Genomic DNA, 20,628 nt, shown 5'->3' with positions numbered 1-20,628 from the left:
GTCATCTCCCCTTAAAAAACGGCCTCTCCTCACGTTCCAGTATCTCAGCCAGCACGCTTTCTTTTTCCACACCATCCATACGCGCCCTGGTGCTCAGCCTGACTCTGTGGTCGGTCACAGGAATAAACTGGGCGGACACATCCGCAGGGGAAACAAAATCATTTCCCGCGATCCAGGCAGTGACTTTTGCCATGCGAACAAGAGAAATCGTCCCCCTCGGGCTGGCACCGGCTTCAAAATGAGGATTCCGCCTGGTCGCGGTAATGAGTTTCACGATATAGTGGTAGACAGAATCATGGACAAATACCTGCTCCACTTCCTGTCTGATATTCTGGAGCACCTGGGCATTCAGCATGGATTTCAGATGGTCTGTCCTTCTCTCAATCCCCGTTCCCTTTGCCATCTCCACCTCACTGGCAAAATCAGGATACCCCATGCTGGTGCATATCATAAACCGGTCCATCTGCGCCGGCGGCAGCATCTGTGTGCCGGCAGTTCCGGCAGGATTCTGAGTGGCTATAACAAAAAATGGAGCGGGCACCTTTCTGGTCACTCCCTCCACGGTCACCTGCTCCTCCTCCATGACTTCCAAAAGGGCAGACTGCGTCTTCGGCGATGTGCGGTTGATCTCATCTGCAAGGAGCAGATTACAGAACACAGCGCCCGGCTGATAGACAAATCTCTGCAGGTCCTTTCTGTATATGGAAAACCCCGTCAGATCCGACGGCAGCACATCCGGCGTAAACTGTACACGTTTCCAGTCCAATCCCAGAAGCCTGGACAGCGCCAGCGCTAAAGTCGTCTTCCCCGATCCCGGCAGGTCCTCCAAAAGGACGTGGCCTCCCGCCAGCATCGCTGCCAGAACCTCTGCCGTCAACGTCTCTTTTCCCAATATTACCTGATTGATCTGTGCGAGCACCTCCCACACAGCTTCTCTGTTTGATTTCATAAGATGATATCCCCCTATTCCTGTATTTCTTCTTCCCTGTCCTGATTCTCCCCGTACAGGCCCAGCTTTTCCAGCCATTCTGCCACCTGCTCCCCTGCCTGGTCAGCTCTTGAGCCATAGACTGCCAGTCCATCTGCTGTCTCCGCATCCGGACATAATTTTTCTATATCCGTTACACTGCTGCCAAGCCCGCTGCCTCCGTGGGTACAGAAGGGCGCAATGATTTTTCCTTCAAAATCATATTCCTCCAGAAATGTATTTACGGCCATGGGCATACTTCCCCACCAGATTGGGAAACCGAGCAGCACCACGTCGTACTCTTCCATATTTTCCACATGGGTGGTGAGTGCCGGACGGGCATTCTGTTCCATCTCCCGGGCTGTCTCTTCCAGACATGTATCATAGTCTTCCGCATAGGATTTTTCCGTTTCTATCCGGAACAGATCACCACCCGTGTACCGGGCAGCATTTTCTGCCAATTTTCTAGTGTTTCCGCCGTATGAGAAAAAGGCAACGAGAACCTTTCCGGTATCCCCTTCTGCCTGCTGCCTTGCTGTATCTTCTGCTTTTTCCTTACCGCAGGAGGACAGGGACAGGGAAGCGATCAGGAAACATATGGTCACAGGTATGATTTTTTTCATATTTGTCCATCCTTTCTGCGTATATTTATGCATATCCCTATTCTATCATAAATGGTGGACCTAACTCCAGCGCAAGACCCCAATTCATTCCTTTTTTTCCGTTTCCCAGTAAATCCGTTTCTGCTTTTCACTGAGGGATTCGATAAATCGTTTTTTGTAGAGGAGAAATTCCTCTAAATCCATCATAATATGATATAAGACTGCCCTTCCCTCAAACTCCTCTCTCGTCACGGGAAGAGGTGCCCTGTGAAAAGCATCCTCCACCTGGCGGAGCCGCTCTATCTGCTTTTTCGGTATATTTTTCTCCTCCACATAATTCTTCATGTAGGTAATATACTCTGCGATGGTCTCCGCCTGGCTTGGCATGGTACGAATCTTCTGTATTTCCAAGTGAAGACTCTGCAGCATACTGCACTGCCGGGTCCGCATTTCAATGTAGTGGTTGTAATATTCCGTGTGCGGAAGAAACGTATTTCTGTCGTACTCATAGGCCCGTTCCATGGAATGGGACAGATGTTCTTCCAGATGGGCGATCTCCTCCCATACATCCGCCTCATTTTCTCTCTGCATAAGGTAGTCTGCCAACATCTTAAGGATATCCTGCAGTCTGGCCTCCACATACCGCATATCCAGCATAATCTGCTTTCTTCTGCTCTGGTTGCGCTGGAACAGGTTCAGCAGGACAGCAACCGTAATGCCGATAAAGACAAGACAGAATTCATTCCAGATAGTAGCTGCCCCGAAATCATGGGTGGTCCAGAAATGTGTCCCTATGACTGCATTGACAGACATGGTATTCTGCCACCCCACAAAAAGACTGATCCCCACCAGTAAAAATACAAACACACCATATGTGGTCCATTCCCGGCTCATATGGCTGAAGATCATCCAGGCCAGAAGCACGGTGGCAAAGAAAGAGACAAGCCGCACCCCAGACAGCCTGAGTGTGTCCCATCTCGTATTGATCAAAGTCAGCAGGGCAATGATCCCTGCGGAACTGGCAAATTCCAGGTGAAACTGCTCTGCCGCAAGTATGGCAATACAGCTTCCTATGGCTGTTTTCAGAGCCACTGCCAAATATTTTCCGGCTTTCATTTTCAGCATACAAAAACCTCCAAACTCCTGTTTTCATAAATATCACAGCTTTCAGCCAACTGAATCCCTACGGGTATTGGCCCGTTAAAAATCGCTTTGCGATGAAGCGAATACCTGCTGCATGGAAATACGATACAAAAAAGGGCCCCTCACGGATTTCTCCGTCCGGCAGCCCCAATCCTTTAAAGAAAAGGTTTTAAATCTCTCATAAAATTCTCTTCTGATTTGACAAGTCGCTTTGCCAGTGCCACGCTGTCTGTGGACGCATGGCTGTATTGGTTGACAGCCTTGCTGATGCTCTGGATTCCCATGTTGCTGCCATCCGTTAAAATCTTTGCTATTTGTCCGCTGTCATCCTTTATCATAAGCTTCATCTCCGTCGTAACCCAGGAAAATGCGGTAGCCACAGGACCCGGCTCTTTTTCCTCCTCGCCTGATTGTTCCAGCAGCCTGGAGGTTTCTTTCTCCAAATCCTGATGTTTGCGGATATATTCATTTACCAGATCCTTCAGCTTCTCATCTTTGATATAATCGCTGATCTGCTTCATACTGTTGATTCCCATCTTGCATCCTGAGTTGCATTCCTCTAAAAGCCTCTTGGTATGTGTCTCCACGTTTCATGCCCTTCTTTCTTTTTTCCTTTTAGTATGGGCATTTGCGGATTTTTTATGCGGGTCTGCCGGCGGTTATACCTACAGGGCACTGGATGACCGTTCACTTTAATTCAAGATACCAGTACCTATTTTGTTTAGAGATATCATCATCCTTCGGATAATCCCTGTAATACTTTCGGCCTATTTCAAAGTCAACAGGTTTACTGAATATTGGTCCGTCAAATACAAAAGAATGATACTCCCCGTTTTCACCACAGATATCTGCATTGGGCGGCAGATCATGTATAAAACTTTCATCAATGATCCTCCCGACAAAAGTTTCATCTAACACCGAGCCGTCAACACATGTGACAATGCTTTTAAATCCCTGCTTTATAAATTCATAAAGCAGTTCTCTCGTGTCCATTCCCCATAGCGGAAACTCTGCCCGAATACCTTGTAATCTGCAGTTATCCTCTCTGCGCTTTCTCAATTCCTCCAAATACAGGTCGCCAAACAGAGCTGCTGCAATATTTTGATCTTTGAATCGCTCCATCTGCCTGTTCATAGCAAATCGAAATTCTTCCTCCGGAGCTGCCAAATCATACTCCAATACCGACAACGGGATCCCAATGGCATCCACCTGCCTTCTCAGTAAATCAATGCTTATCTCATGCATTGCTATTTTGGATTCTTCCTTTTTGATGATGGTAAACAATGACCGAATATCATATTTTCCATATTTCTCTGCATAATACAGAGCCATTGCTGAATCTTTTCCACTACTCCAATTAAAATATGCGTTTATCATATGCACCTCTGCAGGCTGAAATTCAGATGAATATACAGCCTTTATCCTGTAAAATCTTTATAATCTAATCCAAGTATTTCACTCGACAGATTGAAATCTGCTGTCTACAAATTATGTCCGGCGAATAAACTCTAACTCCAGACAATTCCAATCCTCGTCAAGAATATGATAAATCTCAGGTTTTAAAAGAAATACATCCTGAAATCCAGCCGCTTTGTAACAATAATAAGCCGGTTCATTATTCTCAAATACTCCAAGTGTTACCTTTTCTGCTTTTAAAATATCAAAGGCGTACTGCAAGGCTGCTTTCAGCATTTCTTTTCCGTATCCTTTTCCCCTTTTACTGTCATCTACAATTACAAATCCGAAGCGAAGTTCTTTTTTATCGCCATCCGTATACCGCATAATCAAATGTCCTGTTATACCTGTCTCATCAAAAGCAGTCATCTCAAAAAAGGAATCGGAAAATGCATATTGCTCATAATAATCATTCAAATCTTCTGCGGTAATAGGATATGTTTTTAATCTGTCTGCACACCACTTCCTAAAAGCCACTTCATCTTTTATCCATTTAACAATATACTCTGCATCACATTTTTTATATGGTCTTAATCCCAACATATTCCTTCACCTCACTTAATGGATCATTCAAATCATATTACTATCATTCAAACAGGCTCCAGTTTCCTATAGCTTTCTAAAATCATATTCCAATTGCATATCCCGCGTATCGCTTTGGAATAATTCTTCATTTATTTCCATAGCTTCTTTACACCCAATAGCATAATAAAAAGCTATTGTTTCTTCTGATGAACCGGCACATATATAAAACTTTTCTGCCCCATTTTCTTTAGACTTATCAGCCGCCATAAAAAATAACCTTTTCCCGATACCCTTATTTCGAAAATTCTTTGATATATAAAGTTGATCAAGCAGGACATATTTATATTTTTCACCGAAAACAAGACTGTTTGCACTACAATATCCCACAAGACGCATATCATGGAATGCCCCCAGCACCACCCCTCCGGAATTGACCGTTTCTATTAATTTACTTAAGTGAGCATCAAACCCATTGGGAAGGTCCGGTTCGTAATAGTCTATTTTTACAAGCTGTCTTTTACCATCAACTTCGCGCCATGCCTGGCCAATATATTGAGAAGCATCTATTTCTCTTATTTTTAAACATTCCGATATATCTAATCTGCGATATTTTATATTCATAGCTGCCTCTCACCCCCATTATTAAATACAGAAACCCTGATTCCTTTCGACAGACTGGAAATTAAGGGCCTGTTTACAGCATCCCGCCAAGATGGCCTTTGCTGAAGCCAAGTACATCTCTGTAAAACCCAAAAGACTCCTAAAGGTCCTCACGATCATTGTTGAATACTATACTGATATCCTCATACTATAACTCCTGTTTTTTTGCCAAATTCTCATTTGTATCATCATACCATAATCCGGAAGAAAAAGCATTATAGTTTGTCAGTCACTAAATATCCCGGCTATATGCCCAATTATATGTCTGCAACAGTTCAGACAGGTCTGCACATTTACCGTGATGACCATTCGGCCCATGACGAAGCCTTTATATTCCGAATTCATCAAAAAGCTTCTTCTGATATTCCCGGTCTGTTACAGCTCTCCTGATTTCTTCATAAATCTCCTTTTGACCCGGCTGCCGCAATAATACTTCAATTAACTGATTCACCCGCATTTCTCCCTGTTCAATACCCTGTTCTTCTCTTTCCACCAGCATTTCCTCAATTGCAGTACACATATTCACCTCTCCCTTCTCATTTTCTTTTAAATCTTTCAAAGCAGGAACATTCAGAAACTTTGATACCAGCCAGCCCCTTTTGGCATCCAGATGCATGAACTCCTCCCTTCTGGTCTTCAGAAATTCTTTCATCCCTTCTTTATCCTTCAGAAGCGGAAGCAGTTCAAAGACCTCCCGAAGTCCGGTCCTGAAATGACTGCTCTCCACCGTACCGCTGCATACCAGGTTGACCCGGTAATCCTGGATACACGCTGCCCACGGTTCCAGCTCCGGCGGAATATCCAGCATATCATGAAGACACAGCGGCCCATCCCAGCTCTGTTCCTCCCCATAATAAAATACAATCGTGATCACCGGCAGCAGCCTGTCTTCCCTCTTCATTCCGGATAGATACTCTGCTCCCTTTTCCAGCTTTCCCTCCTCTCTTCTCTTTTTTACCATACGCTCTACCTGCCTTGTATAATCCATTGCATCATAGAGCATACAGCGGACCGGCATGGCATAATGTACATTCCTCTGCCCTTCTGCGGCCAATACAACTGCCAGACAGCGCTCCCGAAGCCCGGACAGTTTCTGCACATCCCGGATTCTTCTGAGTATTACCCGCCTTCCGCCTTCCTTTCCTACACGCATAACTTTCTTTTCGTTTTCCTGCTCCAGCATATCCGGCCTGATAATCTGATTCCCCCCAAACAAGGCACCATTAAATAAATCTGCAAAGATTTCGTTATCTGACAGTACCTCATAGATCTCGTCATCCATGGCTGTCAGTACAATTCCTTTCATAGACCTCCTCCCCGGACAAAAAGTAAAAGGCAGACCACCAGACCACAGGATACCTGCATCCTATACCAACAATATAAACCAAAACGCAGTTTATATCAACTTTTACTTTGCATCATACTGCAGTTTCTGCCGTTTTTCTCTTTCGTCCGACAATATACAATTTTATACTTTCTGGATTTTTCGGCAGACCTGCCGCAGATTAAATGAAATGCTCTCCAGATAAACCGATTATACCTTCCTCCCTCCGCACTGTCAATCCCGTAAAATTTCACAAATAAAAACACCCGGGCTTCTCCCTGCCCAGCAATACGCTTTCTCGATGCGCAGACAGGGAGCATTTTTCCGTATCATGCTGGCTGCCCGGAGATTTTCTTGCTTTCGGTCTGAAAATATTACGTGGGACAGCAGCGCATGAACCATAATGTATCGTTGCATTCTGTCATTTTACGCGCTTTTTTCCTGTACCAAAATCCGATTTTGTATGGTATACTTTTTGATATGATGTGTGAAAAAACATCGGAATAAGAGGTTAGGGAAATATGGAAGATAAATACGCACTGCTGATTGACGCAGATAACGTCTCAGCCAAATACATCAAGCCAATTCTGGATGAACTCTCCAAATACGGAAATGTAACATACAAGAGAATCTACGGTGACTGGACAAGCACTTATAATTCAAGCTGGAAGGAAGTCCTGCTGGAAAATTCCATCACACCGATTCAGCAGTTCAGCTATACCCACGGAAAAAATGCCACAGACTCCGCCATGATCATTGATGCCATGGACATGCTGTACACCAGCGAATTGGAGGGCTTCTGCCTGGTTTCCAGCGACAGCGATTTTACAAAACTGGCAAGCCGCCTGAGGGAAAGCGGTAAAAATGTCATCGGTATGGGTGAGGATAAGACACCATCCTCTTTTAGAAAAGCCTGTGATATTTTTACGGTACTGGAACTTCTCCTTGAGGATAACGCCATAGAAAAAGAGGAAAAACCCACAATCCACGCAATGGAAAAAGGTGCAAAACAGATCAATGCGGATGTAGTCTCCAAAACACAGATTGAGGAAGCTGTTGTCAAGATCATAACAGAGAATCAGAACAACGACAAGATAACAGGTCTTGGTGAGGTAGGCAGCCGCCTGGTGAAATTATATCCCGATTTTGATGTGAGACGCTACGGATACAGCCTTCTTTCCAAATTCCTGGAATCCTTTCCCAAATTAAAGCTGCAGCAGGAAGGAACTCAGGTATCAGTCACCCTCTATGAAGACAAGAGCAAAAAAGAGATGCTGGAGGAATACGCGGTCCAGCTTGTTAAAAATGCGGGCCGCCAGGGTGTCCCTCTGGGTACCCTCAGCAATAAGATCCGCAACCGATTCGGAGATTTCAAAGTGCGGGATTACGGTTTCTCCCAGTTCAAACAGTATATACAGAGTTTTCCGGAAATCCATATCCGGGAGGATGGAGAACAGAACTGGGCGGTCTATGATGCTTGAGTGCCATTCTTTTTATAAATATTTATACGGGTATATGGAGTGTAGTGCTCCACATACCCGTATTTTTTTGCAGCCCTATGTTCATATAAAATCACTGCTGTTCTTGTTCTGTAGTTCGGACAGATGTTTTAAGCGTTACCGCTCGATGAGGTTAAAATCTGTTTCCAGATATCCATGCAGAACATCCAGATAGTTCTCTCCATATCTCTCCGCAAATTTTTCATCCACATTTTTTATGATCTCTTCCCCATCTGTAAAAACTGTACGCACATATTCCCCAAATGTTTTGTAATAATGACCACAGTGGTAGTCCCAGTCCTTCTTCGCATCTCCGGAGACCGGCACGCTGTTGTCAAGAGCGGCATTTTTAAACACAAGGCGGCAGCACGGTGCATTGTGGAGCACACTTTTCTGTTCAAACAACAGCTCAGGATTAAAGCCTCTGACAATCCCCCTGTCTATCTCTTTACAGTATACAAGGCCGCATTCCGCAAGATCCATCTCCCAAAAGGTATCATGCCATGCACAGCTGTAAACCCGTGTCTCCGCGTCAGGATACTCCCCGGCCATCTCCGTTTTGCCCGGAATGGTGGCATATATCTCCCCATATGCCATGTATGTATTATAATCCAGAGGCATTTTATCCCGCATAGCCCTGAGAGCCATACGGTGTCCCCGCTGTTCCGCTGTTTTCTGGACAGCTTTTATAAAACATTCCACCCCTGCCGGGCCTTTGGCCGCTTTCATCTCCCTATAAAACGAACCGATCAAAAACGCATGTACTTTCTCATTAAAAACACAGCCTTCCGTCATATGATAAATCCTCCCCTGTTCTTAAAAATGTTCCAATGAGGCCAGATTTTTAATCGGTATACGTGTTTTTCCATGCCTGTCAGAGGGCTGGGGCGTCTCGTCACTATAACCCACTGCAAGTATATTAACAGGTTCCAGATTCTCAGGGATACCAAATTCTTTTCGCAGGACATCCGGCTTAAAATAACAGATCCAGACACTTCCAAGCCCTAAATCCGCTGCCTGCAGCATCATGTGGTCTGTCAGGATGGAAGCGTCAATATCACAGGTCTGTTTCTGATCAAAAGGACGAACCCATGCTTTGTCGTGGTCTGCACAGACCACAATGACAAGCGGTGCATGGTAAACATTTGCAGCCTTTGACAATTTTTCAAGACCTTCTTCCTCCTGTATCACCAGCAGCCGGACAGGCTGCAGATTGGCTGCTGTGGGTGCCGCATGGGCAGCCTCTAATATCTTTTCTAATTTTTCCTGCTCCACCTTCTTTCCATTATAGGAGCGTACAGAGTATCTCTTTTTTGCCAGTTCTGAAAATTCCATATAATTTCTTCCTTTCTCTTTCGATTTTTTATTGTCTATGCTATAATCTTACCACTGATTTTATTTTTAGCAAGAACGCACTTTTTTGGTATATAGTACCCAAAAAGTAACCATCCCCCCACGCATGATCTCTGCTGTGGAAAATACGAAAAAGAAAGGAACATCAAAATGAAAGTATGCAGCGACACTTACACCTGCCCTGTGGAGGCAACCATTCATCTGATTGGCGGAAAATATAAGGCAGTCATCCTCTGGCATCTGAGGAATCAGGTGCTCAGGTTCAGCGAACTGCACCGGCTTATCCCAAAAGCTACAACCAAGATGCTGACACAGCAGCTCAGGGAACTGGAAAGCGACGGCCTAATCAGCCGTACGGTTTACCCGGTTGTGCCTCCAAAAACAGAGTACGCACTGACGGAATTCGGCAAAACGCTTCTTCCTGTGTTGGAGTCTATGTGCGACTGGGGGCGCAGAATCTGCCCCTCCTAAAACAACTCATCCCAAAAATCAAGCTGGAATTCTCTCATCTTTTCCCGCAGCAGAGACATTTCTCTGTCATTCAGCACTGCAGTTTCCCGCAGTTCATTTTCCGTACATGACAGGATGTCCGTAACATACTCAATCCTGTGGTTTTTCAGTTTATCTGTCAGCTTTCTGCCAAGCCCCATCTCTTCTACATGGTTCGGCATTCTGCTTTTGGTTTCTTTACTCTTTTTGAGGAATTTACTCCGACCTGTTTCAATCATACCCTGCTCCCTCCGGTTTTCTGTCCTTCCTGCGGCTGCTTACTTACTACATAATAAGAATTATGTGGTAAAAAAAGATTATCTTCTAAAGGAATCTTATGAGAGGTGCAGCAGAATATGCCGTCTTTTCTTTTAAGCCTGCTTTTATCTGCCTGCAGGCTCCTTTTTGATATGTTTAAGACTTGGTAATTACAGATAATTTCTATACTCCGCTGTCTAAAAAAGACAAACCGAGTATATTTTGTTGACATTTTTTACCATATGTATTAAAATTTCTATAAACCAGATGCATTAACATTTATCTCAACTACATAATTCTTATTATGTTGTGTTAATGCTTTTCCCTTATGGAACGATCAAATCCAACTGTTCTATCATTCCCTGAAATTTCTTCAGTGTATCCGCGGTATAAATCCTCGTCACTTCAAGACTGCTGTGTCCCAGAACATCCGCTAATGCGGCAAGGTTATTTGTGGCCTTATAAAAAGAGCGCGCAAAGAGATGGCGCAGATTGTGTGGGAATACTTTCTTTGGCTTGATCCCTGCCTGTTCCGCTAATACTTTCATCTCTGTCCATATGTTGCTCCTGTCCTTTGGCTTTCCGCTTCTGGTAATGAAGACAGGACCTGACTTGATACCCTGTTTTCCGGCGTAGCACAAAAGTTTCTTCCGCAGGCTCTCCGGAATCAGGACAATCCTTGTCTTTCCCTTGTTACAGACTTCCAGACGGCCGTCCTGAAGATTTTTCACTGTCAGATATTTCAGCTCGCTGACCCTGACCCCTGTGGCACAGATGGCCTCCAGTATCAGGGCAAGCTGGCTCTTCTCCTTCTTTCTTGCTGTCTCTACCAGTTTCCGGTATTCCGTCTTTGTCATTTCTTTTTCTGAATCCAGAAACATGCGCTTCTGCACTTTATAACTTTTTACTTTCAGCTCAGGAAAACACAGGTAATCCAAAAAGGAGTTGACTGCTGCCAGCATAGAATTGGCGCTGCTTACTGCGTACTGCTGTCTCAGCCACTCTTTATATTCCAGAAGACGGATTCTGTGGACCTGTCTGTCCGTTCCCAGGTATCCCAAAAACGTCTTTAAATCCGTGGAATATTTTCTGATGGTTGCCGCTGTCTTTTCCTGGCTGTATAAGTGATAAGAAAATTCTTCGATCAATTCTGTCTTCATGGTAAAGGTGATTTCTTTCTGCATTGGCAGGCCTCCTGTGGGTATGGTTTTCTTCCACTATTATAGCTTTTGAGGAGAATAACGCAATCGCTGCGGAGGAATTACCATAATTTACCAGACTTCTCTCTTTCCTCTCTCATTTTCCCCATCCACACACTCACTGATTTCCTGTACTGAAGAGGCGACATCTCCATAATAGACCGGAACTGTCTCAGGAACGTATTTTCGCTTTCATACCCGCATTTTACAGCAATCTCCGCCACGCTGTCTGTACCTGTTTCCAGCAGGGAGGCTGCCCGGCAGATGCGGACCGTGTTGATGTATTTATTCAGGTTATGCCCGCAGCAGCGTCTGAATTCTTTGCTGATCGTAGTCGGATGAAGATAAAAGCGGCTGCTCAGTGTCTTAAGCGTGAGCCGCTCCTGAAAATGAGTATCAATATACTCTTTTATTTCCCGCATAGCCTTATCCGCGGCTGTCGATGCTTCCGGGTTCCTCTCCATCCGGAAGGTTCTGAATAGAAGAACGGCTGTCTGGGTCAGGATTCCCCTCTGCATCTGTGTGCGGAACTCCTTTGTCCCCCGTTCTTCCTCCGCCAGATCCTGGAGCAGGCACACAAGTTTTTCAAATGTCTTTGGATCGACACGTTTATAATTCCGGACGAATGATTCCGGTGACGGTGTGGAAAATATTTTCTGCATATCTTTATCCGGAATCATACCTTTTAGATAAGCTAGTTTTACTGTCAGCCCATATCTCTGATAAGGAGGATTCGTAATCACGCTCCTGTGGTATTCCATGGCGCCTATGACCAGAATATCATAAGGCGCCACATGATATTTTTTCCCTGAAATATGATAATCCGCTTCTCCTGTCTCCACCAAAAGGATTTCACATGTATTATGTATATGGGACATTCTGAGCCTGTCATAGCCGCAGGTTCTTGAGACATTATAACAGTCCTCACAGATAGCCCGGAAATGTTCATGCTCCTCATAATCATTTACCCGAATCTGCATCTTTTCACCTCTATTTTGCTTTCGTTTTTCACTTTACCGATAATACATTATACCCTTTATTCTAAATCTTGAATACACCTGACTAAAAAATGGTGATTTTATACCAAATAATATCAACAATCTCCTGCAGAAAAATGTTATGCTTTCAGCAATAAATAACAAAGCGCATCTGCCGGATTTTAGAAACTGCCATAGAGTCCTTTTTTTCATCCGGCAGAGTAAGCAAAAATATGGAGGTAATTATGAAAGACATCACAATCCGAAATATCAGAACCTTTATCACCGCACCGCAAAAGGTCAATCTCGTAGTCGTGAAGGTGGAAACTTCAGAGCCTGAATTATACGGTATCGGCTGCGCCACTTTTACCTGGCGATGCAAAGCAGTTGTCACTGCCGTGGAGGAATATTTGAAACCCATGCTGGTGGGAAAGTCTGTCCACAATATTGAAGATATCTGGCAGTCCATGATGGGCAGCTCCTACTGGCGCGGCGGCCCGGTGCTCAACAATGCGCTGTCCGGCGTGGATGAAGCACTCTGGGACATAAAGGGCAAGCTGGCGGGCATGCCCCTCTACAGCCTGTTCGGAGGCAAATGCCGGGAGGGAATCGCGGTATACCGCCACGCGGACGGAACCACCATGGATCAGGTTGAGGATAAAATAAACGAATACATGGAACAGGGCTACCGCTACATCCGCTGCCACCTGGGCCTGTACGGCGGAAACGCAGGGGGCAGTATGCAGACCATGATCCGTCCAGAAAACGCACCTGCAGGCGCTTACTATCATCCGAAAACCTATATGCAGAGTGTGGTAAAGATGTTTGAGCAGATCCGAAGGGATTTCGGATGGGACCTGGAAATCATGCATGATGTGCACGAACGGCTTTCCCCGGCAGATACCCTGAACTTTGCCAAAGAATTGGAGCCTTATAAACTGTTCTTCCTTGAAGATGCCCTTCCGCCGGAACAGGCCGGTTACTTTAAAATAATCAGGGAACAGACCTCTGTACCACTGGCAATGGGAGAACTTTTCACCAGCCCCGCTGAGTGGAAAACTATCGTACAGAATCAGTGGATTGATTTTATACGCGTTCATGTAAGCGATATCGGAGGGCTTACCCCTGCCAGAAAGCTGGCGCATTTCTGCGAAGCCTTTGGTGTACGCACCGCCTTTCACGGCCCCAATGACCTGTCGCCTGTGGGAATGGCTGCGCAGATGCATCTGGATCTGTCCTGTACCAACTTTGGCATTCAGGAGTTCAGCGGATTCTGCGAAGCGGAAAAGGCGATTTTTCCGGGATGCCCGGAAGTCAGAAACGGATATGCCTATATCAGTGACCGCCCGGGAATCGGAATTGATTTTGATGAAAAGGAAGCCGCAAAATACCCATATACGGATATGGATTTCGGCTGGCTTTTCTCACGCCTGCCGGACGGCACTGCTGTCCGCCCATAGTCTGCTGTAAGTTTTTCCGGTTACGCCTCCAGGTCTATTTTAGATAAAACTACTTATGGGTATCACAAAGCGCAGCACTTTGTGATACCCATAGAACTATTTCTGTAACGATTCCTTTAGCTGAATCGTTGCCTACTTCTTATCGTACGGTTTTACCTCCACAGACTTTTTATCAAAATCAATAAAAAGCTGGTACGCGTATCCATCCTCACTGGTATCCCAGATTTCCACATATCCCGGCGACACTTCTATGAGGATTTCTGTATCCTCATGACTGTATTTGTTATAGCTCTCCCACAGATATTTTTTGTATCCCTCCTCAAATCTTCTTCCCGGTTCCTCCACCACCAGGCCTTTATTTCGCGCAGTCCCCTCTACCTGAACACCGCTCCAGCACATGGCTACCCTGGGGTTTTCCAGAAGCTGTTTTGTCTTTCTGAAATTTTTGTCCGTTTTAAAATAAATCTTGTCATCGTAAAAAAGGCAGCTTACATTCCTTACCATGACATAGTCGTTAAGACTTGAGGCCAGTGCCATGATCTTGCTGTTCCCAAGCATTTCAAACATGCGCCCTACGGCCTCCTCATAACTGATGGACTTGTCCAGTGTAAATTTCATTTTTTTATCCCCCTTTATTTTTCTACAACACTTTTGATCACTCTGCTTAACCTTTTATATAACAGAAATGTCAGGACTGACGTCACTCCGTACTTTATCAAATTGAACGGCAGGATTCCTAAGACTGCCATGGAAAAAGCATTTTTCATGGCCGGGTTTACTGCACTGCACATGGAAATGATCTCATCCATGGTCATGCCAAACAACCGCACATAAAACGGAATGATCAGATACAGGTTCGTAAAGATCGCCACAACTCCAACCAGCACTGTGCTGACGCCCATACCAGCCAATGCGGTCTTCTTCGTCTTATGTCTGTGATAGATCAGCAGCGCAGGCATAACATAGCAGCAGCTTAAAATAAAATTCTGTAACTCACCGGTTCCCAGAGAAAAGCTGCCCTGCATGACAAGCTGCAGCAGTATTTTGACCACAATGATCATAAGTGCTGCCCCGGGGCCGAACATAAATCCCCCCAGCATCTCCATCAGCCCCGACAGATCAAAGGACATAAATGGCGGCATAAAAGGAAGCGGAAACCTGAGAAGCATAAGAACAGCGCTCACTGCCCCCATAAGGCCGATGAAAGCAATCTTTTTCACCCGCATTTTAGCGCCGGTCCCGGCCCTCATACCCTTGTCAAAAGCTGCATTGGTTGTTTCGTTTGTCTGGTTCATAGTTTGTATCCTCCTTCAAAAAAATGAGCCCGGAACAAAAAATATGCTCCGGGCGTAGTTTCACAGAAAATGTCTTTTCTCATCCGGACTATACCGTCGGTGCTGGAATTCCCCTCTTCTATTAAGGAGTCACCAGCTCAGCCGCCAAAAGCGGGTCATGGACTATACCATCGGTAGGGACTTACACCCTGCCACAAAGACTTCAATATTCATTTTTTGAAATCAGAAATGCAGTAAACATCATCTGTTGTATCTGATTATATACCATAGTCTTCCATATGTAAACAAAAACAGGAAATAAAATGTTTATATCTCTTCCAGACAGATTTTTCTTAACTCCTCCTCCTTTTTCCGATAAAGCAGAGCTTCACTATATTGAAAATACGCATCACTTCCATTGCTGTTTATAAATTCCATGGCTCTTTCGCTTTTGGATAGTCCGGTTACAAAGAGCACCATCTCCTGCTCCTCACCAAAAGCATCCGCCAGAAACTGAAATGCATGTTCCAGATTTTCTCCCGCCTGTTTTACGATTTTCTGCCTCTTTTTCACTTCCTGCCCGAAAAGCTCCCGTACACAGGCCATACCCTCTTCTTTATCCGCAATATGTCTCTCCTTCAGATATACAGTAAAGGACTCCAGCCGTCCCACTGCCCACGCCTGTACTGCTGCCTCTTTTCCGGTAATCTTCTCCTCCAGTATCCGCTGTTCCAGTTCTTTTCTTCTGTTCTCCGCAAAAGTCTGAAGCACCTGCATATCTGCACTGTCATGCAAAATCTTCTTAAAATCATCCAGCGCCTCGTAGAGAGCACAGACATTCCCGTCTGCCCTGATATATGTAGCAAAGGACTGATCCAAATAGGCAAGCAGAAGGCCGGCCACTGTAAATCTCTCCTCAAAGGCAGCCTGGCGGGCCATATCCCTCCGCTTATCATAGTCCTCCTTTGACAAAGTACCTGCCGCTATTTCCGGAATGGCATAATCAGTCCCGTATTTTTGGTACAACCGGTAATACACGGCAAAGTCCCTGGCGATTTCCTCTTTCTGCAGATACTGGATCACCAGTTTCTCCGTGACAGGTATCTGAAATCTCTCATAGCTTTTCAATATTTCAGATAGATCCTCCCATCCTCTTGCAGTCACAAAAAATTTACCGTCCACCGTATTTTCCACAAGATAAAAATTTTCTTTCCTGATATTCAGATATGAAAGCACAGCCCCGTGTATCTGCTGTGACCAGGCATATTCCATCCAGACATCACAGTCCACTTCAATATCAATCTTCCTGACCCGGTCAAGCGTGACAATGTCAAATTCTCGGACCGATTTATTGTATTCCGGAGGATTTCCCGCTGCCGCGATCAGCCAGCCTTCCGGCACTTTATGACTTCCAAATGTCTTGTTCTGCAGGAACTGCAGCATGGTGGGTGCCAGGGTTTCGGATACGCAGTTGATTTCATCAATAAACAGAATCCCCTCTTTTTTTCCCGTGCGCTCCATGCACTCATAGACAGAAGCTATGATCTCACTGAGGGTATACTCTGTTACACTCACAGACCGGCCCTGGTATATTCTGTTTTTGATACTCGGCAGCCCCACAGCACTCTGCCTCGTATGATGTGTAATGGTATAAGAGACCAGACCCACACCGCACTCCTCTGCCACCTGCTCCATGACAGCGGTCTTGCCGATGCCCGGCGGCCCCATGAGCAGTATGGGCCTCTGCCTGACCATAGGAAATACATAATTGCCCTGTTCGTCCTTCTCATGATAGGCCTTCAGTGTACTGCTGATCTCCGTCTTTGCCTCTTTGATGTTCATTTCTTCCTCCTTGTAGGGTATAAATTCATATCCGGGAATCCCCGGCTCTCTTCTTTTCATGAGAAACCACCAGCCTCATGGCCCATGGCGGCACTCTGCCCATACCGGCACCTTCCTCCAAAAAGACGAATGCTGTCTCATACGCGGGCCTGCACTTCGGATAAATCCCATCGCCGTCTGTAAAATAAACCAGTGCTTTTAACTGCCTGATCACTCTCTTCTCCTTCTGCTCTGCCACATACTGAAATACAGGCCGAAAATCCGTCCCGCCCCGTCCCTGAATTTTTATCTCCCTGCTGTATGCTTTCCACTCCTCCTCCGAATGGATGACCACCGCTTCCTGTATCCTGCAGTCACACTGAACAAGGTGCACTTTCATCTTTTTGAAGAAATTCTCCCGCTCACTGAGTATACTGTAGGTCTCTGCCAGAAACTGCTGCACCGTCTCCCTGGAACATGACCCAGATGTATCCACTGCGATCACCAGCTCCTCCAGACGATTTACCTCTTTGTATTCCAAGGGTTCTATAAGCGGCATATCTCCGTAATGCTCCATCCCGAAATGATACATAATATAATCAAAACTCTCGGTATCAAGCTCCACTTCTTCCCTGGGGACAGCAAATTTTTTCAGGAATTTCCTGTAATCATAACGGCTTTTCCCGACGGTCACTGTCTCCTCCTCACCGTCACCTTCCCGGGTTCCTGTTTTTTGTTTCTTCTGATGCCTGTTTTGTCCTGTGTAGGCCAGAATCTTCTCCCACTTGCTTTTTGTCCTGGCTGTCCTCTCTGCATCCTGCTGCGCCGTCCAGAGACTGTGGTCATCAAAACAAAAGGCAGTCTGCATCTCCTCCAGACTGTCCGAAAATACGCCCTGCACCAGCATCCGGCAGATTCTCTCCGCGGAAAGGCTGCGCCCTCCCAGTTTTTCCAAACATCTCTTTCTGACCGGATGGTCCGGCAGGCGAAGCCCCGGCAGCGCCTCCCTCTCAATCACTTGTTCCACGGAAATATCACAGGCCAGATTCCAGATATCCTGCCTCTGCTCCTTGTTGGAAAACAGATGCAGGTACAAACAGTGCAGCATCATGTGCAGATATCCCCTGCGGATTACCTCCGGATTATTCCCGTAGCCTGCCAGCAGAAATACAGGGTCAAAATAAAATACATTTCCCTCCGTACCGATTCCCTTTACCCCTTTGCCTGCCTCATATGAGACGCTGGCAAAGGCGCCGTCCAGATATGGGAAATAACTGTAAAGCTCATTTCTGCAGTTTTTCAGGATTTCCACTCCCAGAGCTGCTTTTTCTTCATTTGATCTCATTTTCTTTACCCTATGACATATTTGTATTTTTCCGGTAATGATATCTCCGGGGTTCCCGGAATATCTACAGCCGGATGTTTTTTATTGTCATTATAATTATATAAGAAAGCTCTTTTCCGTATATCCGTACTTCTTATCTTTCAAATGCATCAGCCACACAAGAGAGGTGGTCTTCTGACGCTCTCGTGCTGTCCGGATGAAGATTTCCAACTGCTCCTCCCGAAACCAGCCCAGGCTTTCCAGATACGCCATTTTTTCCACCGCATCCTCCTCGATCAGCTCCTGCACTGCGGGCACGATCCAATCTTGTATACAGCGTCCAAAATCATCTCTCTGCTCCTTTGAAACGCCGCCTTTCAGAAAGAAGCCGCGAAGAGCCACGGCCAGACGCACGGCATTCTTTTTCGTCTCCCTGTATTTCCGGTACAGCTTTTCTCCTTCCTCCCAAGGGTCATCTCTCTTCTGTCTCTCCAGAGCCTGTACTACCACTTCCACATCTTTCCGGAAGTCACTTATATCTCCCATGGTATTCCTCCGCGTTACGATTGCCAAATATTGTTAAACATCTATTTTAAATATACCACACCCCCTCTGTGTCAGGCAATCCAAACGCCCAAAGAATTCCCGGCGGAATCTATTTTTTCCTGAAATCCTTTTGGAAACATGACCGGACGGACTGGCGTATGTTTCTGCTCAGTGGATTTATCGACCTGGGTATCAACGGGATAAATAACCTTTTTACCTACGAAACCGACTTTCTTCTGCAGTGTATTGTGGGAATGCTGATTGTCCTGCTTTGTGAACGCATTTTCATCTGCCGATGGAATATTGTGGAGGGACCGGGCCTGTCTGTCGTGTGTATTCTGCCGGATGACTGAATCTGATATTTCATCCTGAAGCACAGGGAGGAAAAGCCTTACTATCAGATATTCGGGAAAACGCTGACCACCTATGAGAAAAAGGACTGAAGACCGCTTCGTCGAAAAAAACCACACTTTATACCAAAAACATCTTCTCATCTTCCATTCTGATATACTAAGAACACATGGTTTTTAAGCTTTATATCCCTTTTTACCACATGGAGGCATCTTACGATAAAAAGCACACATTTTACCAAAATAAAGACACCGGAAAGAAAAGAATCTCTGTTATAATATAACCACAATTTATCAGCGGACAGTATCATCCGCATGACCGTAACCGACAAAAAGAAAAAATTAGGAGGACACATTATGACAAAGTATACCCTGCACGACATCCACATTGATCCGGAAAAGACCTGGCTTATGGACTTTGATGAATACTACGGAGGGAAGAAAACCTACTCCAAATATCTGATTGAACCTTATGGGCCATACCAGCACAATGAACTGCTGGACACTGTTTACGTGGACCCCAACCATGAAATGTGCTACCACGAACATACCCGCGGTGTGGAAACCTTTCTGGTGGACGGCGGCTCTGTGCTGACGGAAATCTGCGGCAAAAAAGCAGTGTGCACCAAAGGTGATATCGTACATATCTCAGCCTATACCCCGCATAAATTTACCTGGATCGATGCGGGAACCATATGGAGGGAGCTGTTCCAGGAAACCCAGATGGGGGAAGACTGTATTGCCAATCTGCGTTTTAAAGAATATAATAAAACTGAATTCGACATGGCAAAGGACGGACAGAGCACAGACAGCCTCTACTATACCTATACCCCTGTCACAGAGGAGGTTCCAAAGGAACAGATTTACCAGATCCGCCCGTACAACAGCGGCCTGTGTATCTACAGATTCGAGGGCTGCGAGCTGAGGCAGAAGGTAGCCCGCTGGGAGACAAAAGGACACAAGGAGATCTGGCAGCTCTGCATGGAGCCTGGTTTCCAGTTGAGCTGGAGTGCCCAGAATCCTTTCTACAGTCTGTTTATTGTGCAGGAGGGATCTGTGGAGGTCCGCATTGACGGCATGGAGAAGTTTACAGCAAAAGAACGTGACGTGCTGCACATTCCTACCCACCTCTCAGGCGAGATCACAGCACCCGACGGCGCCGTACTTTTTGACTATAACTGTGAAGGCTTCGGTCTTCGTGCCATCGAGGAACTGTATTCCCTGTATGCAGCCGACCCGGAAAAGGCAGAATCTGAAGCTGAGAATATTCTTTCCAAACATAAATGTTATGTACGCGGACGTCTCATAAAATAACAGGCAGCATAAACAGGCCGGAACCGGGAAGATTTCCCGGAGTTCCGGCCGTTTAGTTATGCTGAAAACCAAATGAAAAAAGGAGATG

At 45.6% G+C, this 20,628-nt stretch carries 23 protein-coding genes and 1 riboswitch; of the genes, 5 read left to right on the top strand and 18 right to left on the bottom strand.

The features are described from left to right. Nucleotide 1: 1 nt before the first annotated feature. The 8 genes from MUB35_RS11680 to MUB35_RS11645 form a co-directional block, all read right to left on the bottom strand. Nucleotides 2–949, bottom strand: coding sequence for an AAA family ATPase (locus MUB35_RS11680; protein WP_033140565.1), 948 nt, complete (start codon nucleotides 947–949; stop codon nucleotides 2–4). Between the two features lie 14 nt (nucleotides 950–963). After that, on the bottom strand, nucleotides 964–1,590 hold the full coding sequence (locus MUB35_RS11675) for a flavodoxin (protein ID WP_052099306.1): 627 nt from the start codon (nucleotides 1,588–1,590) through the stop codon (nucleotides 964–966). An 84-nt stretch (nucleotides 1,591–1,674) separates the two neighbouring features. Further along, complete coding sequence (locus MUB35_RS11670) at nucleotides 1,675–2,694, bottom strand: aromatic acid exporter family protein (RefSeq protein ID WP_033140566.1); 1,020 nt, start codon at nucleotides 2,692–2,694, stop codon at nucleotides 1,675–1,677. A gap of 173 nt (nucleotides 2,695–2,867) precedes the next feature. Next, a complete protein-coding gene (locus MUB35_RS11665; protein ID WP_244806240.1) occupies nucleotides 2,868–3,299 on the bottom strand; it encodes a hypothetical protein in 432 nt (143 codons plus the stop codon). Nucleotides 3,300–3,399: 100 nt separating this feature from the next. Further along, on the bottom strand, nucleotides 3,400–4,089 hold the full coding sequence (locus MUB35_RS11660; protein ID WP_244806239.1) for a diphthine--ammonia ligase: 690 nt from the start codon (nucleotides 4,087–4,089) through the stop codon (nucleotides 3,400–3,402). Nucleotides 4,090–4,200: 111 nt separating this feature from the next. After that, the gene (locus tag MUB35_RS11655) at nucleotides 4,201–4,710 is read right to left on the bottom strand and encodes a GNAT family N-acetyltransferase (protein ID WP_103733132.1); all 510 of its coding nucleotides are present in this window, start codon (nucleotides 4,708–4,710) and stop codon (nucleotides 4,201–4,203) included. 66 nt (nucleotides 4,711–4,776) lie between these two features. Continuing rightward, a complete protein-coding gene (locus MUB35_RS11650; RefSeq protein WP_033140570.1) occupies nucleotides 4,777–5,313 on the bottom strand; it encodes a GNAT family N-acetyltransferase in 537 nt (178 codons plus the stop codon). Between the two features lie 367 nt (nucleotides 5,314–5,680). Next, nucleotides 5,681–6,658, bottom strand: a complete 978-nt coding sequence (locus MUB35_RS11645; protein WP_244806238.1) for an Rpn family recombination-promoting nuclease/putative transposase — start codon at nucleotides 6,656–6,658, stop codon at nucleotides 5,681–5,683. A gap of 539 nt (nucleotides 6,659–7,197) precedes the next feature. Here MUB35_RS11645 and MUB35_RS11640 point away from each other — a divergent pair. After that, nucleotides 7,198–8,157, top strand: a complete 960-nt coding sequence (locus MUB35_RS11640) for an NYN domain-containing protein (protein WP_244806237.1) — start codon at nucleotides 7,198–7,200, stop codon at nucleotides 8,155–8,157. 135 nt (nucleotides 8,158–8,292) lie between these two features. On the opposite strand, the gene MUB35_RS11635 is transcribed toward MUB35_RS11640, so the two are convergent. Beyond that, nucleotides 8,293–8,970 (bottom strand): L-2-amino-thiazoline-4-carboxylic acid hydrolase, encoded by a 678-nt coding sequence (locus MUB35_RS11635; protein ID WP_244806236.1) that lies wholly within the window; start codon nucleotides 8,968–8,970, stop codon nucleotides 8,293–8,295. Nucleotides 8,971–8,991: 21 nt separating this feature from the next. Continuing rightward, nucleotides 8,992–9,510 (bottom strand): nitroreductase family protein, encoded by a 519-nt coding sequence (locus MUB35_RS11630; RefSeq protein ID WP_054353801.1) that lies wholly within the window; start codon nucleotides 9,508–9,510, stop codon nucleotides 8,992–8,994. Between the two features lie 168 nt (nucleotides 9,511–9,678). Between MUB35_RS11630 and MUB35_RS11625 the strand changes: the two genes are divergently transcribed. Then, nucleotides 9,679–9,999 (top strand): winged helix-turn-helix transcriptional regulator, encoded by a 321-nt coding sequence (locus tag MUB35_RS11625; RefSeq protein ID WP_244806235.1) that lies wholly within the window; start codon nucleotides 9,679–9,681, stop codon nucleotides 9,997–9,999. On the opposite strand, the gene MUB35_RS11620 is transcribed toward MUB35_RS11625, so the two are convergent. The 3 genes from MUB35_RS11620 to MUB35_RS11610 form a co-directional block, all read right to left on the bottom strand. Then, complete coding sequence (locus tag MUB35_RS11620; RefSeq protein WP_033143765.1) at nucleotides 9,996–10,256, bottom strand: hypothetical protein; 261 nt, start codon at nucleotides 10,254–10,256, stop codon at nucleotides 9,996–9,998. The genes MUB35_RS11625 and MUB35_RS11620 overlap by 4 nt on opposite strands. A gap of 345 nt (nucleotides 10,257–10,601) precedes the next feature. Continuing rightward, a complete protein-coding gene (locus MUB35_RS11615; protein ID WP_148393676.1) occupies nucleotides 10,602–11,459 on the bottom strand; it encodes a tyrosine-type recombinase/integrase in 858 nt (285 codons plus the stop codon). A gap of 77 nt (nucleotides 11,460–11,536) precedes the next feature. Then, entirely contained in the window at nucleotides 11,537–12,454 is a 918-nt protein-coding gene (locus tag MUB35_RS11610) for an AraC family transcriptional regulator (protein WP_227243531.1), read from the bottom strand. A 242-nt stretch (nucleotides 12,455–12,696) separates the two neighbouring features. Between MUB35_RS11610 and MUB35_RS11605 the strand changes: the two genes are divergently transcribed. Continuing rightward, nucleotides 12,697–13,911, top strand: a complete 1,215-nt coding sequence (locus MUB35_RS11605; RefSeq protein WP_227243533.1) for an enolase C-terminal domain-like protein — start codon at nucleotides 12,697–12,699, stop codon at nucleotides 13,909–13,911. 132 nt (nucleotides 13,912–14,043) lie between these two features. Here MUB35_RS11605 and MUB35_RS11600 read toward each other — a convergent pair whose 3' ends face one another. The 5 genes from MUB35_RS11600 to MUB35_RS11580 form a co-directional block, all read right to left on the bottom strand. Further along, the gene (locus tag MUB35_RS11600; RefSeq protein ID WP_054353798.1) at nucleotides 14,044–14,529 is read right to left on the bottom strand and encodes a pyridoxamine 5'-phosphate oxidase family protein; all 486 of its coding nucleotides are present in this window, start codon (nucleotides 14,527–14,529) and stop codon (nucleotides 14,044–14,046) included. Nucleotides 14,530–14,543: 14 nt separating this feature from the next. Beyond that, nucleotides 14,544–15,206 carry an ECF transporter S component gene (locus MUB35_RS11595; protein ID WP_033139683.1) on the bottom strand — a complete coding sequence of 221 codons (663 nt, stop codon included), beginning with the start codon at nucleotides 15,204–15,206 and terminating at the stop codon, nucleotides 14,544–14,546. A gap of 67 nt (nucleotides 15,207–15,273) precedes the next feature. Beyond that, nucleotides 15,274–15,411: riboswitch (FMN riboswitch) on the bottom strand. Nucleotides 15,412–15,512: 101 nt separating this feature from the next. Continuing rightward, nucleotides 15,513–17,027, bottom strand: a complete 1,515-nt coding sequence (locus MUB35_RS11590; protein WP_244806305.1) for an ATP-binding protein — start codon at nucleotides 17,025–17,027, stop codon at nucleotides 15,513–15,515. Between the two features lie 25 nt (nucleotides 17,028–17,052). Continuing rightward, on the bottom strand, nucleotides 17,053–18,351 hold the full coding sequence (locus MUB35_RS11585) for a vWA domain-containing protein (protein ID WP_227243536.1): 1,299 nt from the start codon (nucleotides 18,349–18,351) through the stop codon (nucleotides 17,053–17,055). A gap of 96 nt (nucleotides 18,352–18,447) precedes the next feature. Further along, nucleotides 18,448–18,876: a hypothetical protein gene (locus MUB35_RS11580; protein ID WP_227210768.1), complete on the bottom strand. Its 429-nt coding sequence runs from the start codon at nucleotides 18,874–18,876 to the stop codon at nucleotides 18,448–18,450. A 158-nt stretch (nucleotides 18,877–19,034) separates the two neighbouring features. Here MUB35_RS11580 and MUB35_RS11575 point away from each other — a divergent pair, with 158 nt between their 5' ends. Then, entirely contained in the window at nucleotides 19,035–19,229 is a 195-nt protein-coding gene (locus tag MUB35_RS11575; RefSeq protein WP_227210767.1) for a hypothetical protein, read from the top strand. 354 nt (nucleotides 19,230–19,583) lie between these two features. Further along, complete coding sequence (locus MUB35_RS11570) at nucleotides 19,584–20,540, top strand: hypothetical protein (protein WP_103731968.1); 957 nt, start codon at nucleotides 19,584–19,586, stop codon at nucleotides 20,538–20,540. Nucleotides 20,541–20,628 lie beyond the last annotated feature (88 nt).

Origin of the sequence: Blautia sp. NSJ-175 (assembly GCF_022867815.1) — a bacterium.
Lineage (GTDB): Bacteria > Bacillota > Clostridia > Lachnospirales > Lachnospiraceae > Blautia > Blautia celeris.
The sequence above is the reverse complement of the archived record's forward strand: the minus strand, read 5'-3'. Positions and strand labels throughout refer to the sequence as shown.

What these genes read in the sequence shown, in the direction of transcription:
- MUB35_RS11585 (WP_227243536.1), bottom strand. Translation starts at nt 18,351, where the DNA reads ATGAGATCAAATGAAGAAAAAGCAGCTCTGGGAGTGGAAATCCTGAAA.
- MUB35_RS11590 (WP_244806305.1), bottom strand. Translation starts at nt 17,027, where the DNA reads ATGAACATCAAAGAGGCAAAGACGGAGATCAGCAGTACACTGAAGGCC.
- MUB35_RS11595 (WP_033139683.1), bottom strand. Translation starts at nt 15,206, where the DNA reads ATGAACCAGACAAACGAAACAACCAATGCAGCTTTTGACAAGGGTATG.
- MUB35_RS11615 (WP_148393676.1), bottom strand. Translation starts at nt 11,459, where the DNA reads ATGCAGAAAGAAATCACCTTTACCATGAAGACAGAATTGATCGAAGAA.
- MUB35_RS11630 (WP_054353801.1), bottom strand. Translation starts at nt 9,510, where the DNA reads ATGGAATTTTCAGAACTGGCAAAAAAGAGATACTCTGTACGCTCCTAT.
- MUB35_RS11655 (WP_103733132.1), bottom strand. Translation starts at nt 4,710, where the DNA reads ATGTTGGGATTAAGACCATATAAAAAATGTGATGCAGAGTATATTGTT.
- MUB35_RS11645 (WP_244806238.1), bottom strand. Translation starts at nt 6,658, where the DNA reads ATGAAAGGAATTGTACTGACAGCCATGGATGACGAGATCTATGAGGTA.
- MUB35_RS11670 (WP_033140566.1), bottom strand. Translation starts at nt 2,694, where the DNA reads ATGCTGAAAATGAAAGCCGGAAAATATTTGGCAGTGGCTCTGAAAACA.
- MUB35_RS11675 (WP_052099306.1), bottom strand. Translation starts at nt 1,590, where the DNA reads ATGAAAAAAATCATACCTGTGACCATATGTTTCCTGATCGCTTCCCTG.
- MUB35_RS11580 (WP_227210768.1), bottom strand. Translation starts at nt 18,876, where the DNA reads ATGGGAGATATAAGTGACTTCCGGAAAGATGTGGAAGTGGTAGTACAG.
- MUB35_RS11650 (WP_033140570.1), bottom strand. Translation starts at nt 5,313, where the DNA reads ATGAATATAAAATATCGCAGATTAGATATATCGGAATGTTTAAAAATA.
- MUB35_RS11620 (WP_033143765.1), bottom strand. Translation starts at nt 10,256, where the DNA reads ATGATTGAAACAGGTCGGAGTAAATTCCTCAAAAAGAGTAAAGAAACC.
- MUB35_RS11605 (WP_227243533.1), top strand. Translation starts at nt 12,697, where the DNA reads ATGAAAGACATCACAATCCGAAATATCAGAACCTTTATCACCGCACCG.
- MUB35_RS11575 (WP_227210767.1), top strand. Translation starts at nt 19,035, where the DNA reads ATGTTTCTGCTCAGTGGATTTATCGACCTGGGTATCAACGGGATAAAT.
- MUB35_RS11600 (WP_054353798.1), bottom strand. Translation starts at nt 14,529, where the DNA reads ATGAAATTTACACTGGACAAGTCCATCAGTTATGAGGAGGCCGTAGGG.
- MUB35_RS11660 (WP_244806239.1), bottom strand. Translation starts at nt 4,089, where the DNA reads ATGATAAACGCATATTTTAATTGGAGTAGTGGAAAAGATTCAGCAATG.
- MUB35_RS11640 (WP_244806237.1), top strand. Translation starts at nt 7,198, where the DNA reads ATGGAAGATAAATACGCACTGCTGATTGACGCAGATAACGTCTCAGCC.
- MUB35_RS11680 (WP_033140565.1), bottom strand. Translation starts at nt 949, where the DNA reads ATGAAATCAAACAGAGAAGCTGTGTGGGAGGTGCTCGCACAGATCAAT.
- MUB35_RS11625 (WP_244806235.1), top strand. Translation starts at nt 9,679, where the DNA reads ATGAAAGTATGCAGCGACACTTACACCTGCCCTGTGGAGGCAACCATT.
- MUB35_RS11610 (WP_227243531.1), bottom strand. Translation starts at nt 12,454, where the DNA reads ATGCAGATTCGGGTAAATGATTATGAGGAGCATGAACATTTCCGGGCT.
- MUB35_RS11570 (WP_103731968.1), top strand. Translation starts at nt 19,584, where the DNA reads ATGACAAAGTATACCCTGCACGACATCCACATTGATCCGGAAAAGACC.
- MUB35_RS11635 (WP_244806236.1), bottom strand. Translation starts at nt 8,970, where the DNA reads ATGACGGAAGGCTGTGTTTTTAATGAGAAAGTACATGCGTTTTTGATC.